This window comes from Porphyromonas endodontalis ATCC 35406, assembly GCF_000174815.1.
In the GTDB taxonomy this organism is placed as follows: Bacteria; Bacteroidota; Bacteroidia; order Bacteroidales; family Porphyromonadaceae; genus Porphyromonas; species Porphyromonas endodontalis.
Genome location: NZ_ACNN01000011.1, coordinates 1 through 24,902, shown reverse-complemented (window position 1 = coordinate 24,902; position 24,902 = coordinate 1). Strand labels below are relative to the sequence as shown.

At 47.2% G+C, this 24,902-nt stretch carries 16 protein-coding genes, 1 other RNA gene and 1 pseudogene; 16 read left to right on the top strand and 2 right to left on the bottom strand.

Annotation, left to right across the window (positions count from 1 at the left end):
* Nucleotides 1–115: 115 nt before the first annotated feature.
* Complete coding sequence (locus tag POREN0001_RS02245; RefSeq protein ID WP_040580227.1) at nt 116–1,360, bottom strand: Omp28-related outer membrane protein; 1,245 nt, start codon at nt 1,358–1,360, stop codon at nt 116–118.
* Nucleotides 1,361–1,900: 540 nt separating this feature from the next.
* Between POREN0001_RS02245 and POREN0001_RS02240 the strand changes: the two genes are divergently transcribed.
* The 12 genes from POREN0001_RS02240 to POREN0001_RS02190 all read left to right on the top strand — a co-directional run bounded on the left by POREN0001_RS02240 (nt 1,901) and on the right by POREN0001_RS02190 (nt 18,325).
* On the top strand, nt 1,901–2,293 hold the full coding sequence (locus POREN0001_RS02240; protein WP_004332715.1) for a DUF1573 domain-containing protein: 393 nt from the start codon (nt 1,901–1,903) through the stop codon (nt 2,291–2,293).
* Between the two features lie 86 nt (nt 2,294–2,379).
* Nucleotides 2,380–3,498, top strand: a complete 1,119-nt coding sequence (locus POREN0001_RS02235) for a DUF1573 domain-containing protein (protein ID WP_004332661.1) — start codon at nt 2,380–2,382, stop codon at nt 3,496–3,498.
* Nucleotides 3,499–3,533: 35 nt separating this feature from the next.
* Nucleotides 3,534–4,658, top strand: a complete 1,125-nt coding sequence (gene meaB, locus POREN0001_RS02230) for a methylmalonyl Co-A mutase-associated GTPase MeaB (RefSeq protein ID WP_004332653.1) — start codon at nt 3,534–3,536, stop codon at nt 4,656–4,658.
* A complete protein-coding gene (locus POREN0001_RS02225) occupies nt 4,651–4,992 on the top strand; it encodes a hypothetical protein (RefSeq protein WP_004332724.1) in 342 nt (113 codons plus the stop codon). Before meaB ends, POREN0001_RS02225 begins: the two co-directional genes overlap by 8 nt.
* Nucleotides 4,993–4,995: 3 nt before the next feature.
* A complete protein-coding gene (trmB, locus tag POREN0001_RS02220) occupies nt 4,996–5,784 on the top strand; it encodes a tRNA (guanosine(46)-N7)-methyltransferase TrmB (RefSeq protein ID WP_004332710.1) in 789 nt (262 codons plus the stop codon).
* Between the two features lie 2 nt (nt 5,785–5,786).
* Nucleotides 5,787–6,908, top strand: coding sequence for an Mrp/NBP35 family ATP-binding protein (locus POREN0001_RS02215; RefSeq protein ID WP_004332660.1), 1,122 nt, complete (start codon nt 5,787–5,789; stop codon nt 6,906–6,908).
* 32 nt (nt 6,909–6,940) lie between these two features.
* An RNA gene (gene rnpB / locus POREN0001_RS08975) (RNase P RNA component class A) lies at nt 6,941–7,364 on the top strand.
* An 86-nt stretch (nt 7,365–7,450) separates the two neighbouring features.
* Nucleotides 7,451–8,374 carry a 16S rRNA (cytosine(1402)-N(4))-methyltransferase RsmH gene (gene rsmH, locus POREN0001_RS02210; RefSeq protein WP_004332693.1) on the top strand — a complete coding sequence of 308 codons (924 nt, stop codon included), beginning with the start codon at nt 7,451–7,453 and terminating at the stop codon, nt 8,372–8,374.
* 163 nt (nt 8,375–8,537) lie between these two features.
* Nucleotides 8,538–11,507 carry a protein translocase subunit SecDF gene (gene secDF, locus POREN0001_RS02205; protein WP_004332663.1) on the top strand — a complete coding sequence of 990 codons (2,970 nt, stop codon included), beginning with the start codon at nt 8,538–8,540 and terminating at the stop codon, nt 11,505–11,507.
* A gap of 717 nt (nt 11,508–12,224) precedes the next feature.
* Entirely contained in the window at nt 12,225–14,210 is a 1,986-nt protein-coding gene (locus POREN0001_RS02200; RefSeq protein WP_004332669.1) for a T9SS type A sorting domain-containing protein, read from the top strand.
* A gap of 26 nt (nt 14,211–14,236) precedes the next feature.
* Nucleotides 14,237–15,328, top strand: coding sequence for a hypothetical protein (locus tag POREN0001_RS02195; RefSeq protein WP_004332692.1), 1,092 nt, complete (start codon nt 14,237–14,239; stop codon nt 15,326–15,328).
* 12 nt (nt 15,329–15,340) lie between these two features.
* The gene (locus tag POREN0001_RS02190) at nt 15,341–18,325 is read left to right on the top strand and encodes a hypothetical protein (protein ID WP_147286677.1); all 2,985 of its coding nucleotides are present in this window, start codon (nt 15,341–15,343) and stop codon (nt 18,323–18,325) included.
* A gap of 207 nt (nt 18,326–18,532) precedes the next feature.
* On the opposite strand, the pseudogene POREN0001_RS09340 reads toward POREN0001_RS02190, so the two are convergent.
* Nucleotides 18,533–18,652 (bottom strand): annotated as a pseudogene (locus tag POREN0001_RS09340) (ISAs1-like element ISPg6 family transposase); the annotation flags it as partial.
* A gap of 151 nt (nt 18,653–18,803) precedes the next feature.
* Here POREN0001_RS09340 and nusB point away from each other — a divergent pair.
* Genes nusB through POREN0001_RS02170 form a run of 4 tightly spaced genes read left to right on the top strand, consistent with a single transcriptional unit; the run spans nt 18,804 to nt 24,483 of the window.
* A complete protein-coding gene (gene nusB / locus POREN0001_RS02185; RefSeq protein ID WP_004332658.1) occupies nt 18,804–19,850 on the top strand; it encodes a transcription antitermination factor NusB in 1,047 nt (348 codons plus the stop codon).
* Nucleotides 19,851–19,880: 30 nt separating this feature from the next.
* Nucleotides 19,881–20,639 (top strand): lysophospholipid acyltransferase family protein, encoded by a 759-nt coding sequence (locus tag POREN0001_RS02180; protein WP_004332679.1) that lies wholly within the window; start codon nt 19,881–19,883, stop codon nt 20,637–20,639.
* Nucleotides 20,640–20,648: 9 nt separating this feature from the next.
* A complete protein-coding gene (locus tag POREN0001_RS08970; protein ID WP_004332696.1) occupies nt 20,649–21,140 on the top strand; it encodes a methylated-DNA--[protein]-cysteine S-methyltransferase in 492 nt (163 codons plus the stop codon).
* Nucleotides 21,141–21,192: 52 nt separating this feature from the next.
* A complete protein-coding gene (locus POREN0001_RS02170; protein WP_004332704.1) occupies nt 21,193–24,483 on the top strand; it encodes a glycosyltransferase family 117 protein in 3,291 nt (1,096 codons plus the stop codon).
* Nucleotides 24,484–24,902: the final 419 nt, after the last annotated feature.

The window sequence follows — 24,902 nt, the reverse complement described above, 5'->3', positions numbered from 1 at the left end:
CCTTGGCGTTGGAGGATAAAGCGACAAATACCGCCTCCATACTGCCGGCTGATGCAATTTCTTCCGAAGCCGGCAGGGAGGGGATACGTTCATCACAACCTAAGAAGTCTACTATTTAGTAACCTTTGCTATCGCCAATATTGGCATACTGAGCGTTAAGCACTCGCCCTTTCTTGTCGAGTGCCATAACAATGACCCCGAGGTCTTGTTGTTTCCAATTGCTCTCAGGGGTAAAGACGTACTGCCCGGCATGGATATCGCCCTCAAACTCTACACCAAACCCAAGCGATGCTTTATTGTAGAAGTCGCGGAGTACGTGGTCAAATCTTTGGTTCCTAGCGCCGTTGGCCTGATCGGCATGTAGGTTGTTTTCGTAGAGGGCAACACAGAGACGAATCTCCGATGTAAAGGATGGTTGACGGCGTACTTTTGTTTTTGCTACAACATTGCCATTCTCAAGCTTTACCTCCAATGCAATACCAACTTGAGCGGCGATGTCGGCAAACGTCTTTTTAATCATTTCAAAATTGAGGGGTGAGGAATACGTGCGATTAGCCCTAATCGTAGGGAATGCCCTTATGCCTTGGGGTGCAACGAGATCCCGAACTAATTGATCAACAGCAAAGGGATCCTGTCTTCCCGAAGCAACATGAATCTCAAGGGTTACAAACTTAGGATCTTTAGCAGCCTCTTCCAGTATTGCATGAGCCCTGGGGCAGGCTGGGCACCAAGTCCCCGTCCAGTCTTCGAGCAGAACGTGTGGAGTGGGTTTGAAATCCTCCGGTTCTCCCTTTGTTGCTGTTACCTCAATCTCGGGCGAAAACAGATCGCCATATTGAGCTTTGAGCTTGAATGTGCCTGCCTCTTTGGGTTGGAATGCAGCACCCTCTAGCTTCTCTCCGTTGGCAAAGTAGGCAACCTCTTTGAGAGGTTCCCCTCCCTGATTGTCGGCATCATAGCACGAGAGGGCTATCTTATCTATACCATCTGCCAATACTGTAGTCTTGTCCACTTTGAGGATAATAGCCTTTACCTCAGCTTTTTTTTCGTGCGCTTTGATGGTAATTTCGTTGGAAACGACCTCCCCAACCACGGCTACTACTTTGTATTCTCCGGGGGTCTTGGTGGAAAATTCCGCCTTGTCTATCTTTTTCCCGTTGACCTTATATATAGCTTTTTGAGAGCAATCTTGATTGGCCTGGTCGCGTACTGTAAAGACCGCTTTGTCCTCGCCATCGGCCATGATGGTGAGTTTATCGGTACTGAGTGTAAGCTTGGTTTGGGAGGGTTTTACCGACCCATCACATGCTGCGAGCAGCATGGTCACAAGTAAGAAGCAGATGCTACTGATTTTTTTCATTTTGGGGTATTCTAGTGTATTTGTACTTATTTTCTTGGGAGAACTATTTTGCAGTGCAAAATCCTTACGAGCCTCCGACTTATCCTCCTTTTTAGCAGGGTGAAAGAAAAATCTCAGCCTTTGTGTCACAAAGATAGGGAAACATTGAACAATACGATGCTACACAAGAAGAGTTGAAGTCAATCTCCTTCTTCGCTCCCTCTCTGTGAAATGGAGAAATTTCTTTGCCCTAAATTTTGTGAGATACAGGCCTAAAACAAAAAGTTTCATGGACTGTACTTTTTTCTTTTTAGGGTAATCAGGAGGGGGGGGGTAAGGTAGGAATAAAAGATCTCTAGGGTAGTTTTGGGGAAGGAAGTCGTGCTATTTTCTTACTGACGGTGCGGCATTTATACACAAAACAGGGGGAGTCTTTCTCTCTTTGTCCCTCCCAAAAAAGATCCGCTTAGCAAAAAGCTTTGTATATTTGCGGAGCCGAGTAAACGTTATCGGTGTTGTATTGTCAAAGGATAATAGGATAGTAAAGTAATATACAATGCTATGAAGAAAGTTGTTTTTCTACTGGTTACCCTCTTTTTCTCTTTGGGAGTAGCCTTGGCACAGAACGATAAGAAAGGGAATGGTGCCGTTATAAGTGCAGATAAAACTGAGTTCGACTTTGGAACCATCAAGGAAGTAAATGGCCCCGTAAGCCACGTCTTTGTGATTAAGAATGTGGGTACGGCTCCTCTCGTTATTACTCGAGTAAATGCAGCGTGTGGCTGTACTAAACCCGAGTTTTCGACCGAGCCTGTCGCTCCGGGCAAGGAGTCTAAGATCAAGGTTACCTACAACCCTGCCGGTCGTCCCGGTCAGTTCGTAAAGACCGTCGCTGTCTATAGTAACGGCAAAGATGGGGCCTTTACGCTTCAGATAAAAGGTACGGTAGAGTAAAAGTCCGTACAGAGAAAGATTATTTCCTCCCTCTGAGGGCAATCCTTTCTATGGACTACCCTTAGGGGGCGGTTTTTGCCATAGTTATGAAACGAATAATACGCCTTGGGATACTTTTTCTGATCTCTTCTGTACTCTTCTCTGGGGCTTACAGTCTGTGGGCGCAGGGTGTAATGGGAGAAGCAATCCCTGCAATAACTTTTGCAGACTCCGTCCACAACTTTGGTTTGGTAGCAGAAGAAAAAGGCCCAGTTGGGTGCATTTTCTCCTTTACGAATACGGGGAATGCCCCACTCGTTATTACCAATGCTACGGCAGATTGTGGCTGTACTACCCCCTCTTATACACGGGAGACCGTAGAGCCCGGAGCTAAGGGCGAGGTGCGAGTGAGCTATAATCCGGAGGGGAGACCCGGTACCTTTGTCAAGAAAGTGCGTATCTACTCCAATGCCGGAGAGCTCCCCAAGGAGCTCGTAATCAAGGGGAACGTAACTACGCTTGGGGGGAATGAAGATCGGAAATATCAGCTCCGAGTGGGAGGCCTTCAGGTGAGCAATCAACACCTCGCATTCCCTATCGTTTCTGCCGAAGGCGAAGCCGCAATTCGTTTGGTAGTCAATAATCCTACCAATCAACCCATTATGGTACGCCTCCGTAAGGTGCCCAAATTCGTTTCTATCAGTAAGACAGAGTTTACTTTAGCACCTAATGAACCCGAGGAGCTTTATCTCACCTCTTTGGTTTCCCCCAAGGACAAACCGGCTCTTCGTCAGGGCGTTTTACGTCTTGAGGCATGGGATACTCAAGGGGGTGTTCGTGAGCGTACCGATATTAAAGTGAGTATGCCTGTAGTCCCCGATGAACTTATGATAGCTACCGAGATGGCTCCCAAAATGGATTTGCTTACCTATTTCGATTTTGGTGAACGTTCGGCAACGGAGACCATCAAGGGGCGCATCTCCATAGAGAATAAGGGAGATGCTCCTCTCGAAATCTATAGTATCGTATCGGACAATAAGGCAATAAAAATCAAGGCGAAGAGCAAGATCGTAGCCGCTGGAGAGAAGGGCGAGTTGGTTTATAGCGTGAATATGCGAGAGGTCGCTCGTCAGGGAGGGAAGCTCTCGCAGAACGTTGATATTTTGGTCAACGACCCTCATGGCCCCCTTCGTAAAGTGCGTTTTGAAGCGGCAGTTAGGAAGTAAATTCGTCGCCGAAAGCGAATAAGACAATTATCCCCATGGAAGATAAGCACCACCACCCGGAGAATGACCCTGCCTACAAGGGGCTTAAGGTACAGAGTGGGGTGGCATCTGCGCCTCCCATTGTCAATCCGCACTTCCGGAGACGTCGTCTGCCGGAGTTGTCTGTTGAGCAGTATGTGGAGGCGATCGTGGCAGGGGATATTACGCGTTTAAGTCAAGCCGTTACCCTTGTGGAGAGTACGCTGGAGGCACATCGTGCGAAGGCGCAGGCTATCATAGAGGGTTGCCTACCCTATGCCGGCAAGAGCATCCGTATTGGTATTACAGGGGTGCCCGGGGCCGGCAAGAGTACAAGTATAGACTCCTTTGGTATGCACCTTATTCGCCAAGGGCGTAAGCTTGCCGTTTTGGCTATCGACCCTACTAGCGAAGTGAGTAGAGGGAGTATCTTAGGAGATAAGACGCGTATGGAGCAACTCGCTCGTGAGCCGAATGCGTTTATTCGCCCGAGTGCTGCCGGAGATTCACTGGGGGGGGTGGCGCGAAAAACGCGCGAAACCATTATTTTGTGCGAGGCTGCCGGGTTCGATACGATCTTTGTAGAAACCGTGGGTGTAGGGCAAAGTGAAACCGCGGTGCACTCTATGGTAGACTTCTTTTTGCTCATCCAACTTGCCGGTACCGGAGACGAATTGCAAGGGATCAAAAGGGGAATCATGGAGATGGCAGATGGTATTGTCATAAACAAAGCCGACGGAGAGAATGTCGACGCTGCACGACTCGCCGCCGCCCACTTCCGCAATGCGTTGCAACTCTTTCCCCAAACAGAGTCGGGATGGGAGCCTAAAGTGCTTACCTATAGCGGTTACTACGCGATTGGGATTAAGGAGATCTTTGATATGATTGACAAGTATCGCCACTACACTGTAGACACGGGTTACTTCGAGCTCAAACGCCAGCGTCAAGCCAAATGGTGGATGTATGAGGCGATCAATGATGCCCTCAAGCATTCGTTTTTCCACAACGAGGCGATCAAGAAGCTCCTCCCGGAGATGGAGCACGCCGTGCAGTCAGAGAGTATAACGCCCTTTGTTGCGGCTCATCGTCTCCTCTCTTCTTATTATAATAGTATATCACAAGGAACAACATATAATGAATAACGAACCCGAATCTTTTGAGTACGACGATAGCGAAGCTGTCGCCTATATCCGTAAGAAACTCTCTCCGGCTCTAAAGGAACGTCTCAGTGATGATGATATTGTTTACTTCGTCGACTTGATCTACGAATACTACGAAAGCCGTGGCATTATAGAGGAGTTTGAAGACGAGAGTGACGATTCGGTAGTGGATATTGACCTCTCGGAGATTGTGGAATACATTATCAAGAATGCCAAGAAGGACCAAATCGGTTCTTTTTCGGAAGAGGAAGTCTTGTCGATTGTAGAGGCCGAAATGGATTTCTGTGGCTTTGAAGAGGGGCAAGAAGAGGCTTAGTAGATGGGCAAAAATAAACTCTCTAAGTTTGCAGATCTAGAGACCTTTTCGTGCGTTCTTCAGTACCCTTATGCGCGTCTAGAGGCTGAGGGATTCCCCTATAAAGGCTCTTGGCGTACCGAGTATTTTGCCTCCCCCTCCTCGCCTCTTGTTATAGAGCTGGGCTGCGGTAGAGGGGAATATACAGTGGCACTTGCAGCGAGTAATCCCGGGTCGCTCTACGTGGGATTCGACCGCAAAGGGGCGCGTCTGTGGGCTGGTGCCGGGGTGGCTCATCGTACAAAAATGCCCAATGCCGCCTTTGTGCGTACGGACATAAATTTGCTCGATCGCTTCTTCTCGGAGGGAGAGATTAGTGAGATTTGGATCACTTTCCCAGACCCCCAAATGTCGAAAACAAGGGCAAGACTCGTCTCTTCGTTTGCCTTTCGGCTTTACAGACGTATCCTAGCGAAAGAGGGTATTATCCATCTAAAGACCGATAGCCCTTTCCTCTATCAATATGCGCAAGATCTCCTAGCGGCAAACGAAATTTGCCCACGCCTCGCTACAGAAGACCTCTACGGCACGGGACGTAATGTGCTAGAGCAGATCCCCAATACACAGACGGCCTACGAGGCGCAGTGGCTGAGTCGTGGTAAGTCCATCAAATATATCTCTTGGCAATTGCCCCACAGAGAGACTTTTGTAGAGCCGGAGGAGGAGCCGGAGCATGACGATTATCATAGCTTCTCTCGTGGTGTAGTCTCTCCCCCTTCTTTTGAGGAAATAGAGAACAACAGATCTAAATAAATATGGCAACGCAATTATATCCGGCACTCATTATAGAGGCATTGAAGCATGTGCGCTACCCGGGTAGCGGTGTGGATATTGTCTCTTCGGAGATGCTGCAAGACGACATCCGCATAGAGGGATCCAAGGTATCCTTCTCTATCAAGTTTGCTAAAAGCAACGACCCCTTTAAGGCTTCTGTAATTAAAGCTGCAGAGCAAGCGATTTTGACATATATAGCTCCGGATGTGGAGGTTCGTGGGAACGTAAAAGCTGTTTTCGATGAGCCCCAAAAGGTGGAGCGCGATAATCCTCTAGAGGGCGTACGCAATACGCTCGCTGTTTTTTCGGGCAAAGGCGGAGTGGGTAAGAGTACACTTACCGCCAATCTTGCCGTGGCTCTCGCTCGCAAAGGCTATCGAGTGGGCTTGCTGGATGCCGACATTTACGGCCCCAGTATGCCAAAAATGTTCGCTTGCGAAGATGCGCGTCCTGTGATAGAGACCATAGAAGGGCGGGGGGATACCATCCAACCCATTGAAGTGGCAGAGGGTATTAAACTTCTCTCTATAGGCTTCTTTGTGGATCCCGACAAGGCTCTTCTATGGCGTGGCTCTATGGCTTCGAATGCGCTTAGTCAGCTAATTAAGGATGGCAACTGGGGAGAATTGGATTACCTCCTCATTGATATGCCTCCTGGTACAAGCGATATCCATCTTACCCTTGTGCAGACCATCGGCTTGAGTGGGGCTATTGTGGTGACGACTCCTCAGGAGATTGCTCTCATTGATGCTCGTAAGGGTATCGACATGTTCCTCACCGATAAGGTAAATGTGCCTGTATTGGGTATTGTAGAAAATATGTCTTGGTTTACCCCCGAGGAGCTCCCCAACAATAAATACTATATCTTTGGGAATGGGGGTGGAGCACGCCTTGCTGAAGAGCTTGGCTTGCCGCTCTTGGGACAAATCCCCCTCGTGCAAGGGGTTTGTGAAGCAGGGGACGAAGGAACTCCTGTGGCTCTGGGCGAAAATACGCTCCTTGCAGAGTATTTTTCTGAGTTGGCCGATCGTGTGGCAAAGCAGGTGGCTTTGCGCAATGAGACCTTGCCCGAAACAAAAAAGGTAATTGTCTCGAAGCATTGATAAATAGTAGAGAATAGAAGCAAAATCTCTCTTTGGTAGACCGGTCTGTCGCTGCTTAAAGGGTAAAGCCTTGAGGAGAGGAAAGTCCGGGCAACATAGAGCACCATGCTTCCTAACGGGAAGGCACCGAGTGTCCCCTTATGGGGGATCCAAGGTGTAGTAGCGTAACAGAGAATAACCGCTTGTCGGGGTTCTTTTAGGACTCTTTTCGATGAGTAAGGGTGAAAAGGTGAGGTAAAAGCTCACCGGGGTGGATGGTGACATTCGCTGCCGTACGTCTCATGGGTTGTAAGATCAAGTATACCGGCATATAGGAGTTGCTCGCGCCTTGCCGGGGGGTAGATTGCTAGAGCCATGCGGCAACGTATGGCGTAGATTAATGGCAGACGCTCGATAGCTTTTCTCTTGTAGAGAGGTTATAGAGTACAGAACCCGGCTTATAGGTCTATCAAAAAGAGCCCTTTTTGCTTTCTTATTGTGGGGTAGGATCCCACTCCCCATACCCCCAACATCGTTATAGTTACTCATAAAGAGATAAATAAATGTATCACCTCCCCGTACTTTGTCGCGAAGCTGTAGAGGCTTTGCTTACTCGCCCCAATGGCGTCTATGCCGACGTTACAATGGGAGGTGCCGGACATACGTGCGAGATTCTTCGACACCTAGGAGAAAAAGGACATTTGTATAGTTTCGATCGAGACCAAGACGCAATGGCCAATGCTCCGGTAGACCCGCGTTTTACTTTTGTTGCCTCCGATTTTCGTTATCTCTCGCGCTGGATGCGTTATTTTGGCGTTGAGCACCTAGACGGAGTGCTGGCAGACTTGGGGGTCTCTTCTCATCATTTCGATACAGCCGAGCGAGGGTTTAGTTTTCGTTTTGAGGGAGCTTTGCCCGATATGCGCATGAATAATCGTGCCGGGCGTACGGCTGCCGATCTTCTCAATACCTATAGCGTGGAGGCTCTCTCCGACCTATTCTATTACTATGGAGAGCTCAAAGACGCTCGCCGCATTGCCGCTCTTATTGAGAAGGGACGCCCCTCAACAGGCTACCGCACCATAGAGTCTTTGCTAGAGGTCTTGGCTCCCGTACTACCTCCTCAACCTCCTCTAAGACGTAAAAAACTGAGTCAGCTCTTCCAAGCACTACGGATAGAGGTGAACGATGAGCTGGGGGCATTACGCTCGTTGCTTACGAGCCTTACCAGTCTCCTCGCTCCAGGCGGTCGATTGGTAGTCCTAACGTATCATTCGCTTGAAGACCGCTTGGTAAAAGAGTGGGGAAAAGGATTGTTGGGGACCTCTCAGAGTGTGGAAGATAATGACCCTATGGCCGCTATTTACGGACAAAAGCGGAGCGAAATAGAGGTGGTGAACCGCAAACCTATTCTACCAAGCGATGCCGAAATCGCTGAAAACCCCCGCGCCAGAAGTGCCAAAATGCGCATTCTGCAACGCCGCTAGACACCTATTTCAATACTTTTTTAGTCTTTGGGTTTTTACTCCTAGGGGGGCAAGGAAGAGATTATTAGGCCTAATTCGTCTCTATAAGTCAACTAGGTCAATAAAAACCTATAACTTTGCGGTCGTGGAAAAAAGTAACTGATATATATAATAGTAACAACAGATGCAGAACAAAGGATTTGTGATATTTATCACGACAGCTTTGGCCATTATCTGTGCCTTCTACCTCTCATTTACCCCGGTGGTGCAGCACTATGAGAAGCGCGCCGAGGCTCTTACGGCAGCAGGTCAAGATGGTAAAGCCTACCTAGACTCCATGGCAAACGAAAAGGTTTGGTTTGGATACACTCTCAAAAAAGCACGTACACAACAGATCGGCCTTGGGTTGGACCTCAAGGGTGGTATGAACGTAGTACTTCGTCTGAATGCGAAGGATCTTCTCCGGAATTTGTCTGGGAAAAACGAGGATCCTAAGTTCTTAAAGGCTCTTGATAACGCCGTTAAGAGTACTCATTCGGGTGACTTTATTGATAAGTTTGTCGCAGAATACAAGGCTCTCGCACCCGAGGGTCAGCTCGCCGTGGTCTTCGGTAATGGTAGTCTCCGTGAGGAAATCTCTGCACGTAGTACCGATGTAGACGTGATAAAAATCCTCAAGGCAAAATACGAAAGTGCTTCAGAGGCTTCTATTAATGTGCTTCGCACCCGTATCGACCGCTTCGGGGTTGTTTCTCCCAACATCCAAAAAATCGAAGGAGAAGGACGTATCCTTGTTGAGCTTCCCGGTGTAAAAGAACCGGAGCGTGTACGCGGTCTTCTCCAACAGAGCGCGAACCTCCAATTCTGGCGCACCTATACATACGCTGATGTAGAGAGCGATCTTATCACAGCGAATGAGCGTCTTGTAGCTCTTGCCGGAGCTCCCGCAGAGGAGACAGAAGTTGTTGCAGTAGCCGATTCTGCTGCCAATGAAGCTACTCCTGCGACCGCTAATGCTTCAGATTCTAACGCCGTTGCAGAGCAACGTGCTCGTGAGTCTGTAGAAGCAATGGATAAAAAGATGGCCGAAGGCTCTAAGCTTTTCGACCTTCTCCAGGTGGTAAACCGCGGAACCGTAGTGGGGCTTGCTCGCAACGCCAATCGTGCAGCTATCGACAGCATGCTCGAAGTGGCACATGAGCGTGGCTTCATCCGTGAAGACCTCATGCTCCTTTGGGGCAACGATCCCTATGTAGATCCTCAGACAAAGAAGGAAACCGATATTTACGAACTCTATGCAATCCGTGGTAATCGCAACGGCGATCCGGATCTCTCCGGAGACGTTGTGACGGGCGCGAAGAGCGAAGTAAGTCAGGGTATAGCCAGCAAGGGTCCTGTTGTTACTATGACCATGGACGAAGAAGGTGCTCGCAAGTGGGCTCGTCTGACAAAGGATAATATCGGTAAGGCTATTGCCGTAGTACTTGATGGCGTAGTCTACTCTGCACCCAACGTTAATAGCGAAATTACGGGTGGACGTTCAGAGATCTCCGGCCACTTCACAGTAGAGCAAACAACCGACCTTGCCAACGTTCTCAACTCTGGTAAGATGGAAGCTTCGGTAATGATTGAGCAAGAGAATGTGGTAGGTCCTACCCTTGGGGAAGAGTCTATCCGCTCAGGGATTATTTCTTTCTTCATCGCATTGGTACTCCTAATGGTGTATATGTGCCTTGTTTATGGACTAATCCCCGGTCTCATTGCAGACGGTGCTCTCATTGTTAATAGCTTCTTTACGCTTGGTATTTTGGCATCGTTCCACTCCGTACTCACCCTCTCCGGTATTGCCGGGCTTGTGCTTACGCTGGGTATGGCGGTGGATGCTAACGTGCTTATCTTTGAGCGCATCAAGGAAGAGCTTAGGGCAGGCAAGTCCATGACTCGTGCTATCGCCGATGGTTATGGCAACGCTTTCTCTGCTATTTTCGACTCCAATATCACCACCATCATCACGGCAGCTATCCTCTTTATCGTGGGTACGGGTCCTATCAAGGGGTTCGCAACAACGCTTATGATTGGTCTTGTTGCTTCTTTCATCACAGCGGTATTCCTTACTCGTATTGTGGTAGAAGCTCTTGATAAGAAGGGGAAAATGAGCAAGGTGACCTACACAACGGCTCTTTCCAAGAACGTGTTGGTAGATCCTAAATTCAACATCCTTGGTAAGCGCAAGATGGGTATTGCGATGCCTGTTATCCTTATCATTGCCGGTCTTGTGGGGCTCTTTACTCTCAAGCTCAACATGGGTATCGAATTCTCGGGAGGTCGCAATTATGTAATCGAGTTTGATCAACCGGTACAGGTAGCTCAGGTGCGTGATGTCCTTGCTGCTCCGTTTGACAACAAGTTGGTGGTAACCTCAATTGGTTCTCAGGGTACCCAAGTACGTGTCGCAACCAACTTTAAGGTAGATGAGAATACAGCTGAAGTAGAAGACGAAATCAACACGATTCTCTACGAAAATACCAAGTCGCTTTACAAGAATGCTCCAGACAGAGATACATTCCTCTCTACGGGTATTGTAAGCTCTCAAAAGGTGAGTGCAAGTATGTCGCACGACATTGCTCGTAAGGCACTTATTGCGGTGATCTTGGCTCTCGTTTTCATGGCAGCATACATTTTGTTGCGATTCCGTCACCTATCATACTCGTTGGGAGCCTTTGCTTCTGTATCGGCAACGACACTAAGCATTATCGCTCTGTATGTACTCCTTTGGCGCATTATGCCTTTTACGATGGAGTTGGATCAAAACTTCATTGCGGCTATTCTTGCCATCATCGGGTACTCTATCAACGATACCGTGGTAGTCTTCGACCGTGTACGTGAGACAGTGAAGAACTATCCTAATCGAGATCCCCATACGACGGTAAATGATGCTCTTAACAGCACATTGGCTCGTACGTTGAATACCTCAATCACCACCTTCCTTGTGATGTTTATCATCTTCATCTTTGGTGGAGCTTCGATGCGTAGCTTTACGTTTGCCATCCTGCTTGGGGTTGTTATCGGTACCTATAGCACCTTGTTTGTAGCCTCTCCTATTGCTTATATGATTTGGGAGAAGCGTCGTAGCAAGTCTGTAGCTAAGAAGTAATTCCTCCTTAGGAGTAACATAAATATAAGGCGCAGCCTCTCTCATCTTAGGTGAGAGGGGCTGTTTTTTGCCTGCAAATGGTGCGGATATTGGGTGGGGTTTCTCCGAAATTTACCCAAAAAGACACCGATTTTAGGGCAAGAACGGCGCGGATATCAGCTATCCATCCCGTCGATTTTAGCCATACATGCCCAAATGCTGGGGCTCGGGGGATTCTTTTTTAGGTTGAAGTTGGTTTTTTATTCATTTGCATAGTTCTTGGGAAATAACTATTTTTGCAAAAACGGAACAATAAAAAGTCTCCTTATCGTATGGAAGGAAGTAATCCACCATATTGTCTATAGCTCTAGTGTTGATTTATCCACTTAAGTCGACCTAGAGATAGATTAGGTTATATAATACCATAGGATTTGACCTTGGTAGCGCGTCTACTATTTCTTTGTCAGATCTATTGATGCCTCCTGAGGTATTGCCTTGATTTACCAAGTTGCAGCGAGAGTGACATCTTGTTGTGCCTTTGGTTCATTTCCAAGAAGAGTTTCTTTTATACAACACAACATCAAGATTTATTCCAATATGAGGATATCCAACTACTTGTATGGATTGCTGTCCATCATAATTTTGTCAAGTGGAAGCTTGCACTCACAAGTGTTCGATGTCTCTTCTGATGTTTTTCAGACACAAGGAGAGCAAAGGAGACTGTGTGGTGAGAATTACATGATACAAGAGTACGGTCTATATGCCCCTAAGAGACATAAGGAGTATGAATCCCAAGCTATGGCAGAGTATACCGTATCATTTATGCTAGACGAAACGGCTGAGACTGACAGGATCGTACTAGCCATCTTCGGGGAAAATATCCCTGAATCTATCATGATTAGAAAGTTTTCCTCCATAGGGGAGGCTAGCTGTAAGTTGCCTAAAGGTACCTACACTATGTATGCATATTATCTCTCAAAGGATAATATGCGTTGTTACGTTGTTTTTAAGGACAATGTGGCTGTTCTACGTAATATGTCTATCGACTTTAATGTCCAAGACGCTAAGTATCTCACGGAGATCAAATCTTATGACGAGAAATCCGTCTTGCTACAGGGTGATGTCAAAAAGGATGGACAAATCTTGCAGTTGGGGAACTGTAGGCACTTGTCAACAGATGTCTACTTCGTCCATAACAAGCTGGGTTGTCTTATGACTTCATTCAACAACTACTATAGTCCAGACTACAATTTTGGCATATATACCAATGACTTTGGGGACAACATCTCTTTGGGAGCCACGGTCAAGGGAATAAAAAAAGAGGATGGCTCTCGCTATTTTCTTTCCTATAGTAGTGACAAAGCTGGTCAAACGCTTGAAAATAATCCAAACAACTATGCTCTGGCGAAGCAACGCTTTGAGCCAACGAAGGTAGGACGAGGATATATCTCTATTGCCTCTCCTGCCTATTACGTGTGGAGTGTGTACGACTCAGGGGCCTTGTCAAACTCCTTCATGTTTGACTACGACTTTATCGCACAGGATAAGATTGTCTCCTTTTGGTATGATCTCCCCAAGAGTAAAGATGGGAAGTTTATGACCTTAGTTGCTCCGGCCTTCCAAGATCAGCGCACGGTAATACCATCAGTCGGCGGATCTGCTAGATATGATTATCGATATATGGTAGGGCTCCCTCTTTGTGGTAATGTTCATGGTACGGAGTATGTAGACTTTGGCTATGGACTGTGGTATGGCTATGCGATGCTTCCTGATGGACGTCAGAGCATTTATCCCGGTCATCCAGTCTTTTCTTTTACCGAAAAGCAAGGAGAGTTTGAGTATGGAAATAGTTGCCCGATACTCTCAATGATTACCATTCCAGACAAGAAAACCTTGCTTCTTAGCTATACTTACCTAGGGCGCTATGGAGAAGTAAGAGAGACCGATGCCAAAGAAGAGTCTATACTACACCAAGATAGAGATGTTAAGGGGGATGTTGTACACCATGTTATTACAAATTCCAATGTTCAGGTCGACAACGTCGCTGGATACAATATCACAACGTTAGACTACAATACGAGCAGAAGCGACTTCGTACCTCCAGTCCTTCAGATGTTGAGATTCGTTGACACAGAGGGTGTCATCACAGATCGCTTTAATAGCGGTGGGGATGCTTATATAGAGTTGGCTACAGGAGACTTTGACCACATTGATAATGGCAAGGGACTAGGATATTGGAGCTGTAAACAGCATAGTGTAGATGTCAAACTTTACTACTCAGAACACGGTTCTGAGATCTGGCATCCCTTAAGTATTGAGCTAAAACCCGAGCATTACTGGGCTCAAGGATTTGGTGACTTCTTCCGTGGAGCATTGTCCGATGTAATAGGTCGGAGAGGATGGTTTGACTTAAAGGTCGAGCTCAAGGATCTGTCTGACAATAAGCAGACACAAGTGCTATCTCCAGCGTTTTACATTGAGAACCCCACTACTGTCTATCCTATTCTTGAAAGAAATGATGTCGAGCTGAAGCTAGAAGGCTCCTCTATAGTCATCACAGGACTGAGCAACCCCCAAGTTTCGGTGTATGACAGTGCTGGTGTAATGTTGATAGACAAGCGCGGAAATAGCATACCCATAACTCCCCTTGCCAACGGCACCTATCTAGTGAAGATCGTTTGTAATGGTAAGACCTACAGCAAGAAGGTCCTTTTGTCACACTGATTGCAAATGTATAATCTGCTAAGCATATGACACAAATAAGTCGTAAGAAGATGAGGGCTCTGCTAGGCATTATATTCCTTATCTTTTGTGGTATCCTCTGTTCATGCGACAGAGGGAAGCCTACGCCAAACGAGGATGGAGATTCTGTTATCGTGCTATCTGAGTCTGAGATAACGATAAGAATGGGGAAAGATGTACAGATTAGTCTTTTGGAAGGAAAGATACACTCACATCAAGTAGAACCCCTAGACATTCTGTCGGTAACTTATGCTCCAGATTCCAAAGTAATCGATATACACCCAATGAAGGTTGGCCAGTGTAAAGTGCTATTCTTTAACAAAGAGGGGATTCCGACAGAGCTGCGTGTATTGGTCGTCAAACGAACTCTACAGCCGACTGCTTTGGAGTATATTGCTCCTTATAATATAGCTCATGATGGAGTCTCTTTTGACAAGAGTGGCTTCCCTGAGAATTCTGCTCTTTTCAGCTGGTCAGAAGCCAAAGACCGATTCTCTGAAATTACTATTGAGGGGCAAAGATGGCATCTACCTACATTCAAAGAGTGGACTGCGGTCGCATCAGAGTTCCCAAATGTAGTCTACTATGGTAAAAAAGACACGCTGAGAACCTGTTATGAGCAGGTCGTGATTAATGGTGTAACTGTAGAGGGAGCTTCCGAGTTCTTTAATACGACAGTAGGGATTACCTATGCAGTCAGATTTAAGGATACAGACTATTATTCAGCCTGGCGGTACTCTTATGAACGATATAAGGATAAGGTGCATAAGTTTGACAGTAGACTTGTCATAACAGCTCGCCCTATAGACCTAGACTTAGCAATAAGTGCTGAGAGAGACTTGACGCGGACAGACTTTTGGGAGCAAAGCAGTAATCTCAGTAGAACGGTTGAACTACCAGCTACTGGATGTGTTAAAATGGCTGACAGTCCCAATGACGTCTTTAAGCGAGGTGCCTCTGGCTTTTATTGGGCTTCTGATCTGTATGAGATAGCCGGGGGATCATACCCTAATATCTTTTACTTCAACTCTATGTACATTCTGCCAAGTTACTACAAGCTACCTAACGACAAGTTTGCCGTTCGACTATTCAAAAACTAAACATACAATAATATGAAATCAATTGTCAATAATAGGACTTATAAGTCTTTACTTCTAGTACTCTGTATGCTCTTTATCCCGATGCTCCTCAGGGCAGCTAGTGGATCATCCTCTACAAGAGGCTCAAGACATAGCTTTAAGGTCAATGCTCACAGTAATCCTGTGAACGATATTGAGAATAAAGCTGTACTCCTTTTTTCTCCAAAGAGTCAGGCGAAAGCCTCGCTGTACATTGAGTTAGTAGATCCTCAAGAGAAGACTATACGTATAGACTGGGGAGAAGGCAATGGCGTAGAGAAAGTAACTCTAGACGAGAATGGTTACATCAACCATACCTTTAGTAAAGATGTGGATGGGTATCACATCGTCATCATAGATGTTAGTAATGTGGAAATACTCAAGGATGGTGACTATGATGGGGCTCCTATTGGGGTGCGAGAAATAAATGCTCCAAAGATGATAGCCTTCTCCACCTCGAGTGCCCTGATCGCTACTCCTGAGATTGACTTCTCACACCTTCCTAAGCTACAGTATGTCTCCTTCAATGCCGTATCTTCTTTTATAGCTCCTGACTCGTTGCTGTCGTTTTCTATGTATCGTAGTACGGGGGCGAGTGCTCCCTATCTCACCAGCATTGACTTGTCTCGTGCCAAAAAGCTTAAAACGCTACAGATACAGCAAGCATCACATATGCTTAAGGAGATTGATCTAACGCAAAACAAGGAGCTTACAACCCTAATGATTTCAGGGTCCACGAATCTCTCGATGAAGCCAACTTTGACAACAATCAAAGGAGTAAAGGAGCTAAAGAATCTTACTTATTGCAATCTAGAGTACAATGCACTAGACTTTGACAATCTTATCTCCAGCCAACCTAATGCTGCCAGTCCATATGTTTTTCAATACGATTTTCAGAGGTTTGTCATACCAAAAGACAAAATTGGAGTCTCAAAGGTTGACTTGTCATATCTACACGAGATCAGTGATGGTTTGATGGAGGGTACTCATCAGTCCACGTATACTTGGTACTTAGCTCCTCTGACCGAGTATGACCCTCTTGATGAGCGAATAGACCCCTCATACTATGAGGAGCGAGATGGAGTCTTTACCTTTAAGCCAGGAGCTTTTGGTACGGGAGTAACGCGAGCTAAAATTGTATGCAAGGTTAGCAATGATGCTTATCCTTTCTATTCTAACTCGTACTCTGCCCCTGTAACCGTATCTCTAGTTGATGACAATCACTGCGTCTATGTGTCTGATGGGGCTTATGCCGCATGGGTAGAACCCTCCTACGAAGTGTACGTAGAGAAAGAAGAAGGTGGTCAATGGATGATCGAAAAAAAGATAAATATTGGTGACAAGGTCGAGCCTGGGACTCATGTAGCTGTCAAAGTCTTATGGGACTATGGGATGATTATCGACAATTGGACTATCAATGGAGATATTGTCACAGTCTCTGCTGTAGATACTAAACCATTTAGAGGAGCTATGCTTCGATTTATTATGCCCGCTGAAGGCGCTGTCGAGGTTGTCCCCAACTTTACAAACATTGTTGTCTCATGGAAAATTATTGCTCCAGATGGAGTAACAGACGAGGAGCTATCTAAATTTGCCATCAATGTAACTAAGACACAAAATGGAAAAAGTGAGATCGTGCTCGGTCAGCGTATAGGTACTCTGTATGGATCAGATGTAGGCTGTGCAGATGCTCTATTTACATTTGAAGCTTCTTGTCCTAGTGGATACAAAGTGGACAAATGGTTTGTTAATGGAATTAAGCAGGAGAGTACAGATGCCAAGTTGAGCTATCAAACGACCCTAGACATTCACTCATTGAAGGTTGAGGTCAAGTTCCAGACTATGGTTAGTCACTACATCGTAAGTCTCTCATCAGATCCATCTAACTATGCAGAGGAGACTCTTCTTAAGGGCAAGGCTCCTAATGGAGCATTTGAGAGACTTACCACCGAATGGGTTCCCGAAGGAAGCATTGTCCGAGCATATGTCAAGCCCAAAGAACTTTGTAGGATAGACAAGTTTATTGTCAACGGCAATGAATTCCAAGGTGCAGTCGTGGATGCCGGTGTTGAGGGGCAATACATAGAGCTCTCTATAGATAAGGATACAGAGATTGTAGCAAAAATGCTACATCAGTATGGCACTATAACCTTTGCTCCTAGGGGGGATAATGCTACTAGCGCAGGCACTGAACTCATTGTTACAAAGCAAATGCAAGACGAAGCAGGCAATTGGGTAGATGGGGAGGTCGTCCAGAGTGGTGACCACCTCGCACCAGGACAATGTGTGAAATTGTTTGCTAAGTATGACAGACGCTTTATTATCAAAAATTGGATTGTAAATGATAGAGTCTGGACAGACTCCCCGACAGAGGACAAGGTATCGTATGCCAATCCTATATTCATTCGTATGCCTGAAGAGGGAGACCTGAATGTAGTCTTAGAGCTTGATAGAGTAAACATGGTGTGCTTCTTGACGATCCCTGACGGAATAAGTGATGGTAAGGAACAGTTCTCCCTAGCTGTTAGTCTAAACGGAAAACTCTTAAGGGGACAAGAGATGACTCCTGGTGTGAAAGCTTACTACGTAGAGGATCTTGAGGGGAAAACCATTAAGTGTGAAGCCAAGGCTATGCAAGGGTATACACCTCAGTGGACGGTTGATGGAACTAAGAGGTCTGAGAGAGACTTTGTAATTGATGTAACGGCAAAGAAGAATCTTACCATCCGACTTGCATTTGTCAAGGAGAATGGAGTGGAACATATCTCTCACAATGTCTCTGTCTACGGAGTAAATGGGCAGATAGGTATTGTGGCCCCAAGTCAAAGTGCTTATAGTGTCTATAGCGTAAATGGAGATCTGTTGGCACAGGGCAGGATAGGAGAAAGTACATCTATGCAGATACCTGTCATAAGAGGATTATACATTGTCGTTGTTGATGGCATATCTTATAAGGTTTCTGTCGATATAGATAAGTAGAAAGATCGAAAGGAAAAGTCGGAGTGAACTAACACTCCGACTTATTTCCGTGGCTTTACACCTCTCCGATACGGGAGAGGTGTACTTCTTTCACTACCTTTGAGGAAGGGGAGTATAACTTTACAGAGGGTACCCCGAGCAGGCAGTATAATAAGGGAGAGTGTACCCGGAATAAAGATCTTGACCGAGCCTAGCGTGAGAAAGCACATCGCCTCCACACAGATAACTCGCCAAGGCAATAATTAGAATATCGCTTAACTTATGTTTGCAATGCCTCTCTACATATGGAGGATCCTCTGCCATCGAAAAATAATCTTGTACAGCCATACCCCCGGAGATCACCCTATTTTGATGTGGACTCCGGCTTCTTGGGGGGAGCGTATTGTAGAGAACCGAGAAACCGCTACCTTTGCACTCCCGTAAGGGGGTAGGTAATAAGTGTCCTTTTTCCCCTGCGATGGATTGAAATAGAAACTCAATGATCAACCGAACGCTCATTCGCATCCGTGTGCTGCAAGAACTCTTTGCCTATTACCATAACCCTGGGAAGCAACTTGCTGAGGCGGAAGCCCAATTGACCACCTCCAACGAGAGAACACACGACCTCTACCTCCACCTTTTGACCCTTGTACCGACTCTGACTCGCTTCCATCAAGCGCGTTTGGAGCGTCGTCGCAATAAACTCTTGCGTACTGAGGAGGATATAAATCCCAATATGCGTCTCGCCAACAATCGCTTGGCTCAGTCTATGGAGGCGAGTACCACTCTGCAAGAATTTATCCGCGAGCGTGGGCTTATTTGGTCGGACGACGATAGACTCTTGTCTACCCTCCTTGATGAAATCTTAGCGAGTGATCTCTACCGAGAGTACGTAACTTCGGCTCCCGATACTTTTGCAGCCGATGCTAAGTTTTGGGTACAGGCTTTTGCCGGCTATACCTTCCGCAACGAAGAGCTTGACGAGTACCTCGAAGGGCTTTCGCTCTACTGGGATAACCCTCTGGGGGTAACAGAAAAGATAGAGGTAGAAGACAAAGTAGACATAGAAGAAGTAGACGAAGTGGTAGCAGGCCTCAAGGGCACGGAGTATTACCATGCTGTACGGCTTGCCTCCAGTCCGGTAGAGATAGAGAAGGAGTTTGCCCTAAAGAGTATGCGTAAGGCGAAGCCTGATACCTCTTTCGACGAGGTTATTATCCCGGCTTACAAAGACGAGGAGGATACCCACCTTGCTGCAGAATTGCTCCGAACCACCATTGTACACGAAGAGGAGTACCGCGAGATTATCAATAAGAATCTCAGGAATTGGGATATGGATAGAGTGACCGACGTGGATATGATTATCCTGCAAATGGCACTTGCTGAGCTGTTGTCTTTCCCCACAATCCCCACCACGGTAACTCTCAACGAGTATATTGAGCTTGCAAAGATTTACTCCACGGCAGAGAGTGGAGTCTTTGTCAATGGCTTGCTAGACTCCGCTTTGCACCAATTGCGCAATGAGCGTCGTATCCTAAAGTTCTGAACATAAAATCATAAATACAACTACCCTCTCATGAAGACCCTGCTGCGAGCACTTTATCTTGTATACTATTGTCTCGTGGCAGCTCCTTTGTTTGTCGTAGCTACCATTTTGCTCTCCACAATTACCGTTGTGGGGTGTGCTTTGGGTGGGCAACGCCTCTTTGGCTACTGGCCCGGAGTCTACTGGTCGCGCATTGCTTTGGTGCTTTCTTTGTGCCCTACGCGCGTGGTAGGTCGTGAGTATATCCCTAAAGACCACAAACCTTGCGTGGTGATGGCCAACCATCAGGGAGCCTTTGATATCTTCATGATGTATGGCTTACTCCCCATTCCCTTCCGTTGGGTTATGAAAGAGAGTTTGCGCAGAGTTCCTTTTATGGGTAAGGCATGCCAGATGGCAGGCTTCATCTTTGTCGACGACCAAAAGAAGGGGTCGATCAAAGAGACGATGGACAGTGCACGACGGGTATTGAGCGAGGGGACTTCTATTTTTATCTTTCCCGAGGGGCGGCGTACGCTTACGGGGCGGATGGATCGCTTCAAAAAAGGTGGATTTGTCTTGGCATACGAATTAGACGTCCCCATTATCCCTGTCTCTATCGATGGCTCTTATCGAGCTCTCCGTGCAGGGGGGCGATGGGTTACGCCCACTCGCCTTACTCTTACCATCCACCCTCCCATACAGATTGATAGGGAGGGCGAATACCCCCGCAATATGCTACAAGCCTTGGAGCAGGTGCGTAGCTCCATAGCCTCTGTTCTCCCCGAGGAGCAGGAGACTCATTCGTGAGAGCTTAGTATGCCCCTATTTACGCTCCCTTTCTTAGGTACGATAGAGCTAGAGATTGCCCCTAACTATTCGCATTTAGAGGCTCCCCATCTAGAACTCCCTTCGTGCTCCCAAGATACCCTGCTTAGCACACTTTATTCCTTCGATCTACACCTTGAGGCACCCCTCTCTTCGGACGAACGGGAGGTGTTAGCCCTTCTCTCTTCTGCTCGTCCCGAGTTTACCGCTGTTGAGGCTTCCCTATTTCGTCTGTCTGTGTGGCGGGCGATAACGACCATTCCCCTCGGTGAGACGGCCTCCTATCGAGAGCTAGCTCAGACTATTGGCAACCCTAGAGCTTTGCAAGCCGTAGGCACAGCTGTGGGGGCTAATCCCTTTGTTTGGGTGGTTCCATGCCATCGGGTTGTACGTGCCGATGGGCGTTTGGGCAACTTCGCTTTGGGTTCCACTCTCAAGGCGTCCCTTCTCCTTTGGGAGCGGAGAGTGCTTGCTCTTCGCTAATTCTCAACTATCTTTGTACCCAATGTAATAGGGTATTTATTTACCATATAGTATGGAATGGAAATCTTTTAGAAAGATCAATTGTGCTTTAGGATGGCTCACATTTGCCATTGCAGCCATAGTTTATCTCTTGACTATTGGTCCCTCAGCTAGCTTGTGGGATTGTGCTGAGTTTATTGTTACCGTGCGTAATCTGGAGGTAGGGCATCCCCCCGGCGCTCCATTTTTTATGCTTGTGTACAACCTAGCTACGCAGGTAACGAGTGATCCCATGAAGGTGGGGCTGATTTGTAATGCTGTGAGTGCTTTGCTCAGCGCCTTCACCATTTTGTTCCTTTATTGGACCATCACCCATCTGGTTCGGCGGCTTATCGCTCCCGGGGTGCGTACGGGATTCACCTCGGATGGCAAGCCGGCTCACCTCACCAAAGCTCAGTCTATTGCTATTTTTGCTTCGGGCGTTGCCGGGGCATTGGTCTACACATTTAGCGATACCTTCTGGTTTAGTGCCGTGGAGGCGGAGGTGTATGCCTTTAGTTCTTTCTTCACAGCCCTTGTTTTTTGGCTGATGCTGGAGTGGGAAGAGCGCGCCGAGAAGCCCGAGTCCGATCGCTGGCTTGTGCTCATTGCTTACTTCATGGGCTTAGGTATTGGGGTACATCTCCTTAATCTCCTTTGCATCCCTGCCATGGCATTGATTTACTACTATAAGAGGACTAAAAACCCCTCTATGAAGGGGGCTATTGGAGCTGTTTTACTCTCCTTCGTCCTCATTGTTGTGATGATGTACGGCATCATACAAGGCTCTGTAAAGCTTGGAGCGGCATTTGACCTCTTTGCCGTAAATACGCTGGGGCTGGGCTTTAATAGCGGATTCCTCTTCTATGTCGTCCTGCTTTTGGGGGTCCTGGCGTGGTCTGCATGGGAGTTCTATCGAGGGAAGAATGAGCGTCGTAGCCGTATCTCGCTACTTTGTAGTTCTATTTTGATGGGGATTCCCTTCATGTCCGATAGCGTATGGGTGTGGTTGCTGTGCCTTGCAATTTTGCTTTGGTTTACCCTCTTCAACAAAAAGGTATCGCAGCGAGTGCTGGGGCTTTTACAGATTTCGCTGGCTGTAATTGCTATCGGATTTTCTTCCTATGGTGTGATCTTGATTCGCTCCGTGGCAGATACACCGATGAATGAGAATAGCCCCAATAACGCTTTGTCGCTTAAGAAATATCTCAATCGGGAGCAGTATGGCGATAGACCCTTGCTCTATGGGCAAACGTTTGCATCCAAAGTGGTGCGCTACGAATCCAAGAAGAAGGTGATAAGCGCGGCCCCCAAGTCGAACCCCAACGACCCTGATCGCTATATCGAACTCTATATGGAAGAGAAGCCGGTTTATACGAATCAAACCCTCTTCCCAAGGGCTTATTCCTCGGATCCTAACCATATTGCTAGTTACAACAGCTGGATGGGACGTAGCGAAGGAGACCTCTCCCAACCTACTCTTGTGGAGAATCTGAAGTTCTTCTTCGGCTATCAGGTCAACTATATGTACTGGCGTTATTTTGCATGGAACTTTATAGGACGGCAAAACGACCTCTACGGCGATGGCTCTAATATCCGAGGAGGTGTCTCTACAGGGCTACCTTTCATTGATAACTTGGTGCTGGGGAGCGGAGACGATCTCCCCGATGAGATTACCAATAACAAGGGGCACAATGTGTACTATCTCCTTCCCTTTATTCTCGGGATACTAGGCATTGTATTCCAATTGATGCGAGGAGCACGAGGAGTACAGAGCTTTTGGGTGGTATTTTTCCTCTTCTTTATGACGGGGCTTGCCATTGTGATGTATATCAACCAAACCCCAGGTCAACCCCGTGAGCGAGACTACGCCTATGCCGGTTCGTTCTACGCGTTTGCCATCTGGATAGGTATGGGTATAGCCGGACTTTACTACCTCTTGCAACGGCTGAAGCTCTCCTCCATGGTAAGTGCAGCTATCGGAGCCGTTGTTGCCGTGCTGATTCCCCTTCAAATGGCAGGTCAGAACTGGGACGATCACGACCGTTCCGGAAGAACGGTTGCTTCCGACTTCGGGTACAATTTCCTAATAGGGTGTCAGCCCAATGCAATTATTTTCGACTTTGGAGATAACGACACCTTCCCTCTCTGGTATGCCCAGGAGATTGAGGGGGTACGCCCCGACGTCTTGGTGGCGAACCTAAGTTTTTTAGGGGGTGAGTGGTATGTAGATCAGATGCAGCAGCAACTCTACGATGCACCTCCCATGCCACACCGCTACATGACACCCGATTTTTACTATAAAAATCCCCTTTCCTTTGTGCAAGAGGGGGCTCTACTGCCTCTAGACAAGGCTCTAGAGTTTGCAGTACAATCCCCGGGTTATGGGCAGTCCGTATTGCCGTCACATCAACTTTTGCTCCCTCTGGATAGAGCCATGTTGGCGAAGCGTTATCCCCTCTTGGGTGATAGCTTGCCCGGCGAAATGCTTATCGACCTCTCGGGGAGTCGGATTGTTGGGCGAGATAAGCTCGCTATCCTCGATTTGCTAGGGGCTAACGATTGGCAACGTCCTCTCTACTGGGCACGTTCTACACCTATCAATGCCTTTGCCAATCTGCCCAATTACCTGACAGCGGATGGTATGACTTGGCGACTTAACCCCATCTCCGTGGTGGGGACTCCTTATGAAGAGGACGTAGAGCATGAGTACGATCTCGTGATGAATAAGTACCGCTGGTTTGGGGCTAGTGATCCTAATATCTATTTCGACGAGAATATTCGCAATACGATCAGCGGTTACTATCGTGGGATGCTCTTCCCCTCTTTGGCTAATGCGCTACTCGCTAAGGGAGACAAAAAGCGTGCGTGTGAGGTTTTGGAGAAGTGCTTCAAGGAGATCAATCCTAAGGCAGTCCCCTATTCGCGCAACGAGCTTATGCTTGCCGATGTCTGCTATAAGGCAGGGCTTACACAGCGAGGGGATGAGATCGTTTCGGATGTAATGGCCAAATATATGCGCAAGAGCCGTTGGCTTATGAACCTTGCGATGGGAGGCTCACGATTGCAAAAGATGTTCTTCCGCCACTATCGAGACGGGGTAGTAGACGAGACTTTCTCTGTGGCTCGCCTTGCTTTGCAAGTGGCACGAAGCCATGGCTCCAAAGTGGTAGACCACGAAGCTAATACGCTGATGGGCTTTATCCAAATGATATATGGAGAAGAGTCCGCTCGTGGTTTTGACCAAGACGGAGCAGCCCAGCCGACTCCTCAGCCCACTGATAGCGTGTTACCTCAGGAGGATGTGGATGGGAATACTCCCTAAGATCCCGCCAATCCTATAAGAATACAAATCGCCCCTCTCAAGATGCCTCGCTCTGCGACGAGCTCCCTTGAGAGGGGTTCCCTTTTTCTGTACTTATGGAAAAAGGGTGCGACATTTAATTGCATACATTGCAAGGGCTAAAAGACAGTTTCAATTCACGCACCCCTAAAGGGTGCGACAGATTTCTCAGAATTTTGATACTCAATAAGATTGCGTTTCAATTCACGCACCCCTAAAGGGTGCGACAAAACAACATGTGTATACACTCTAGAGTAATCAATGGTTTCAATTCACGCACCCCTAAAGGGTGCGACGACAGAGTTTTGATATGATAAATGAAATGATTGCAGGTTTCAATTCACGCACCCCTAAAGGGTGCGACTGCTACTACTGCTTACAATAGACAGGTCGCTTTGTGG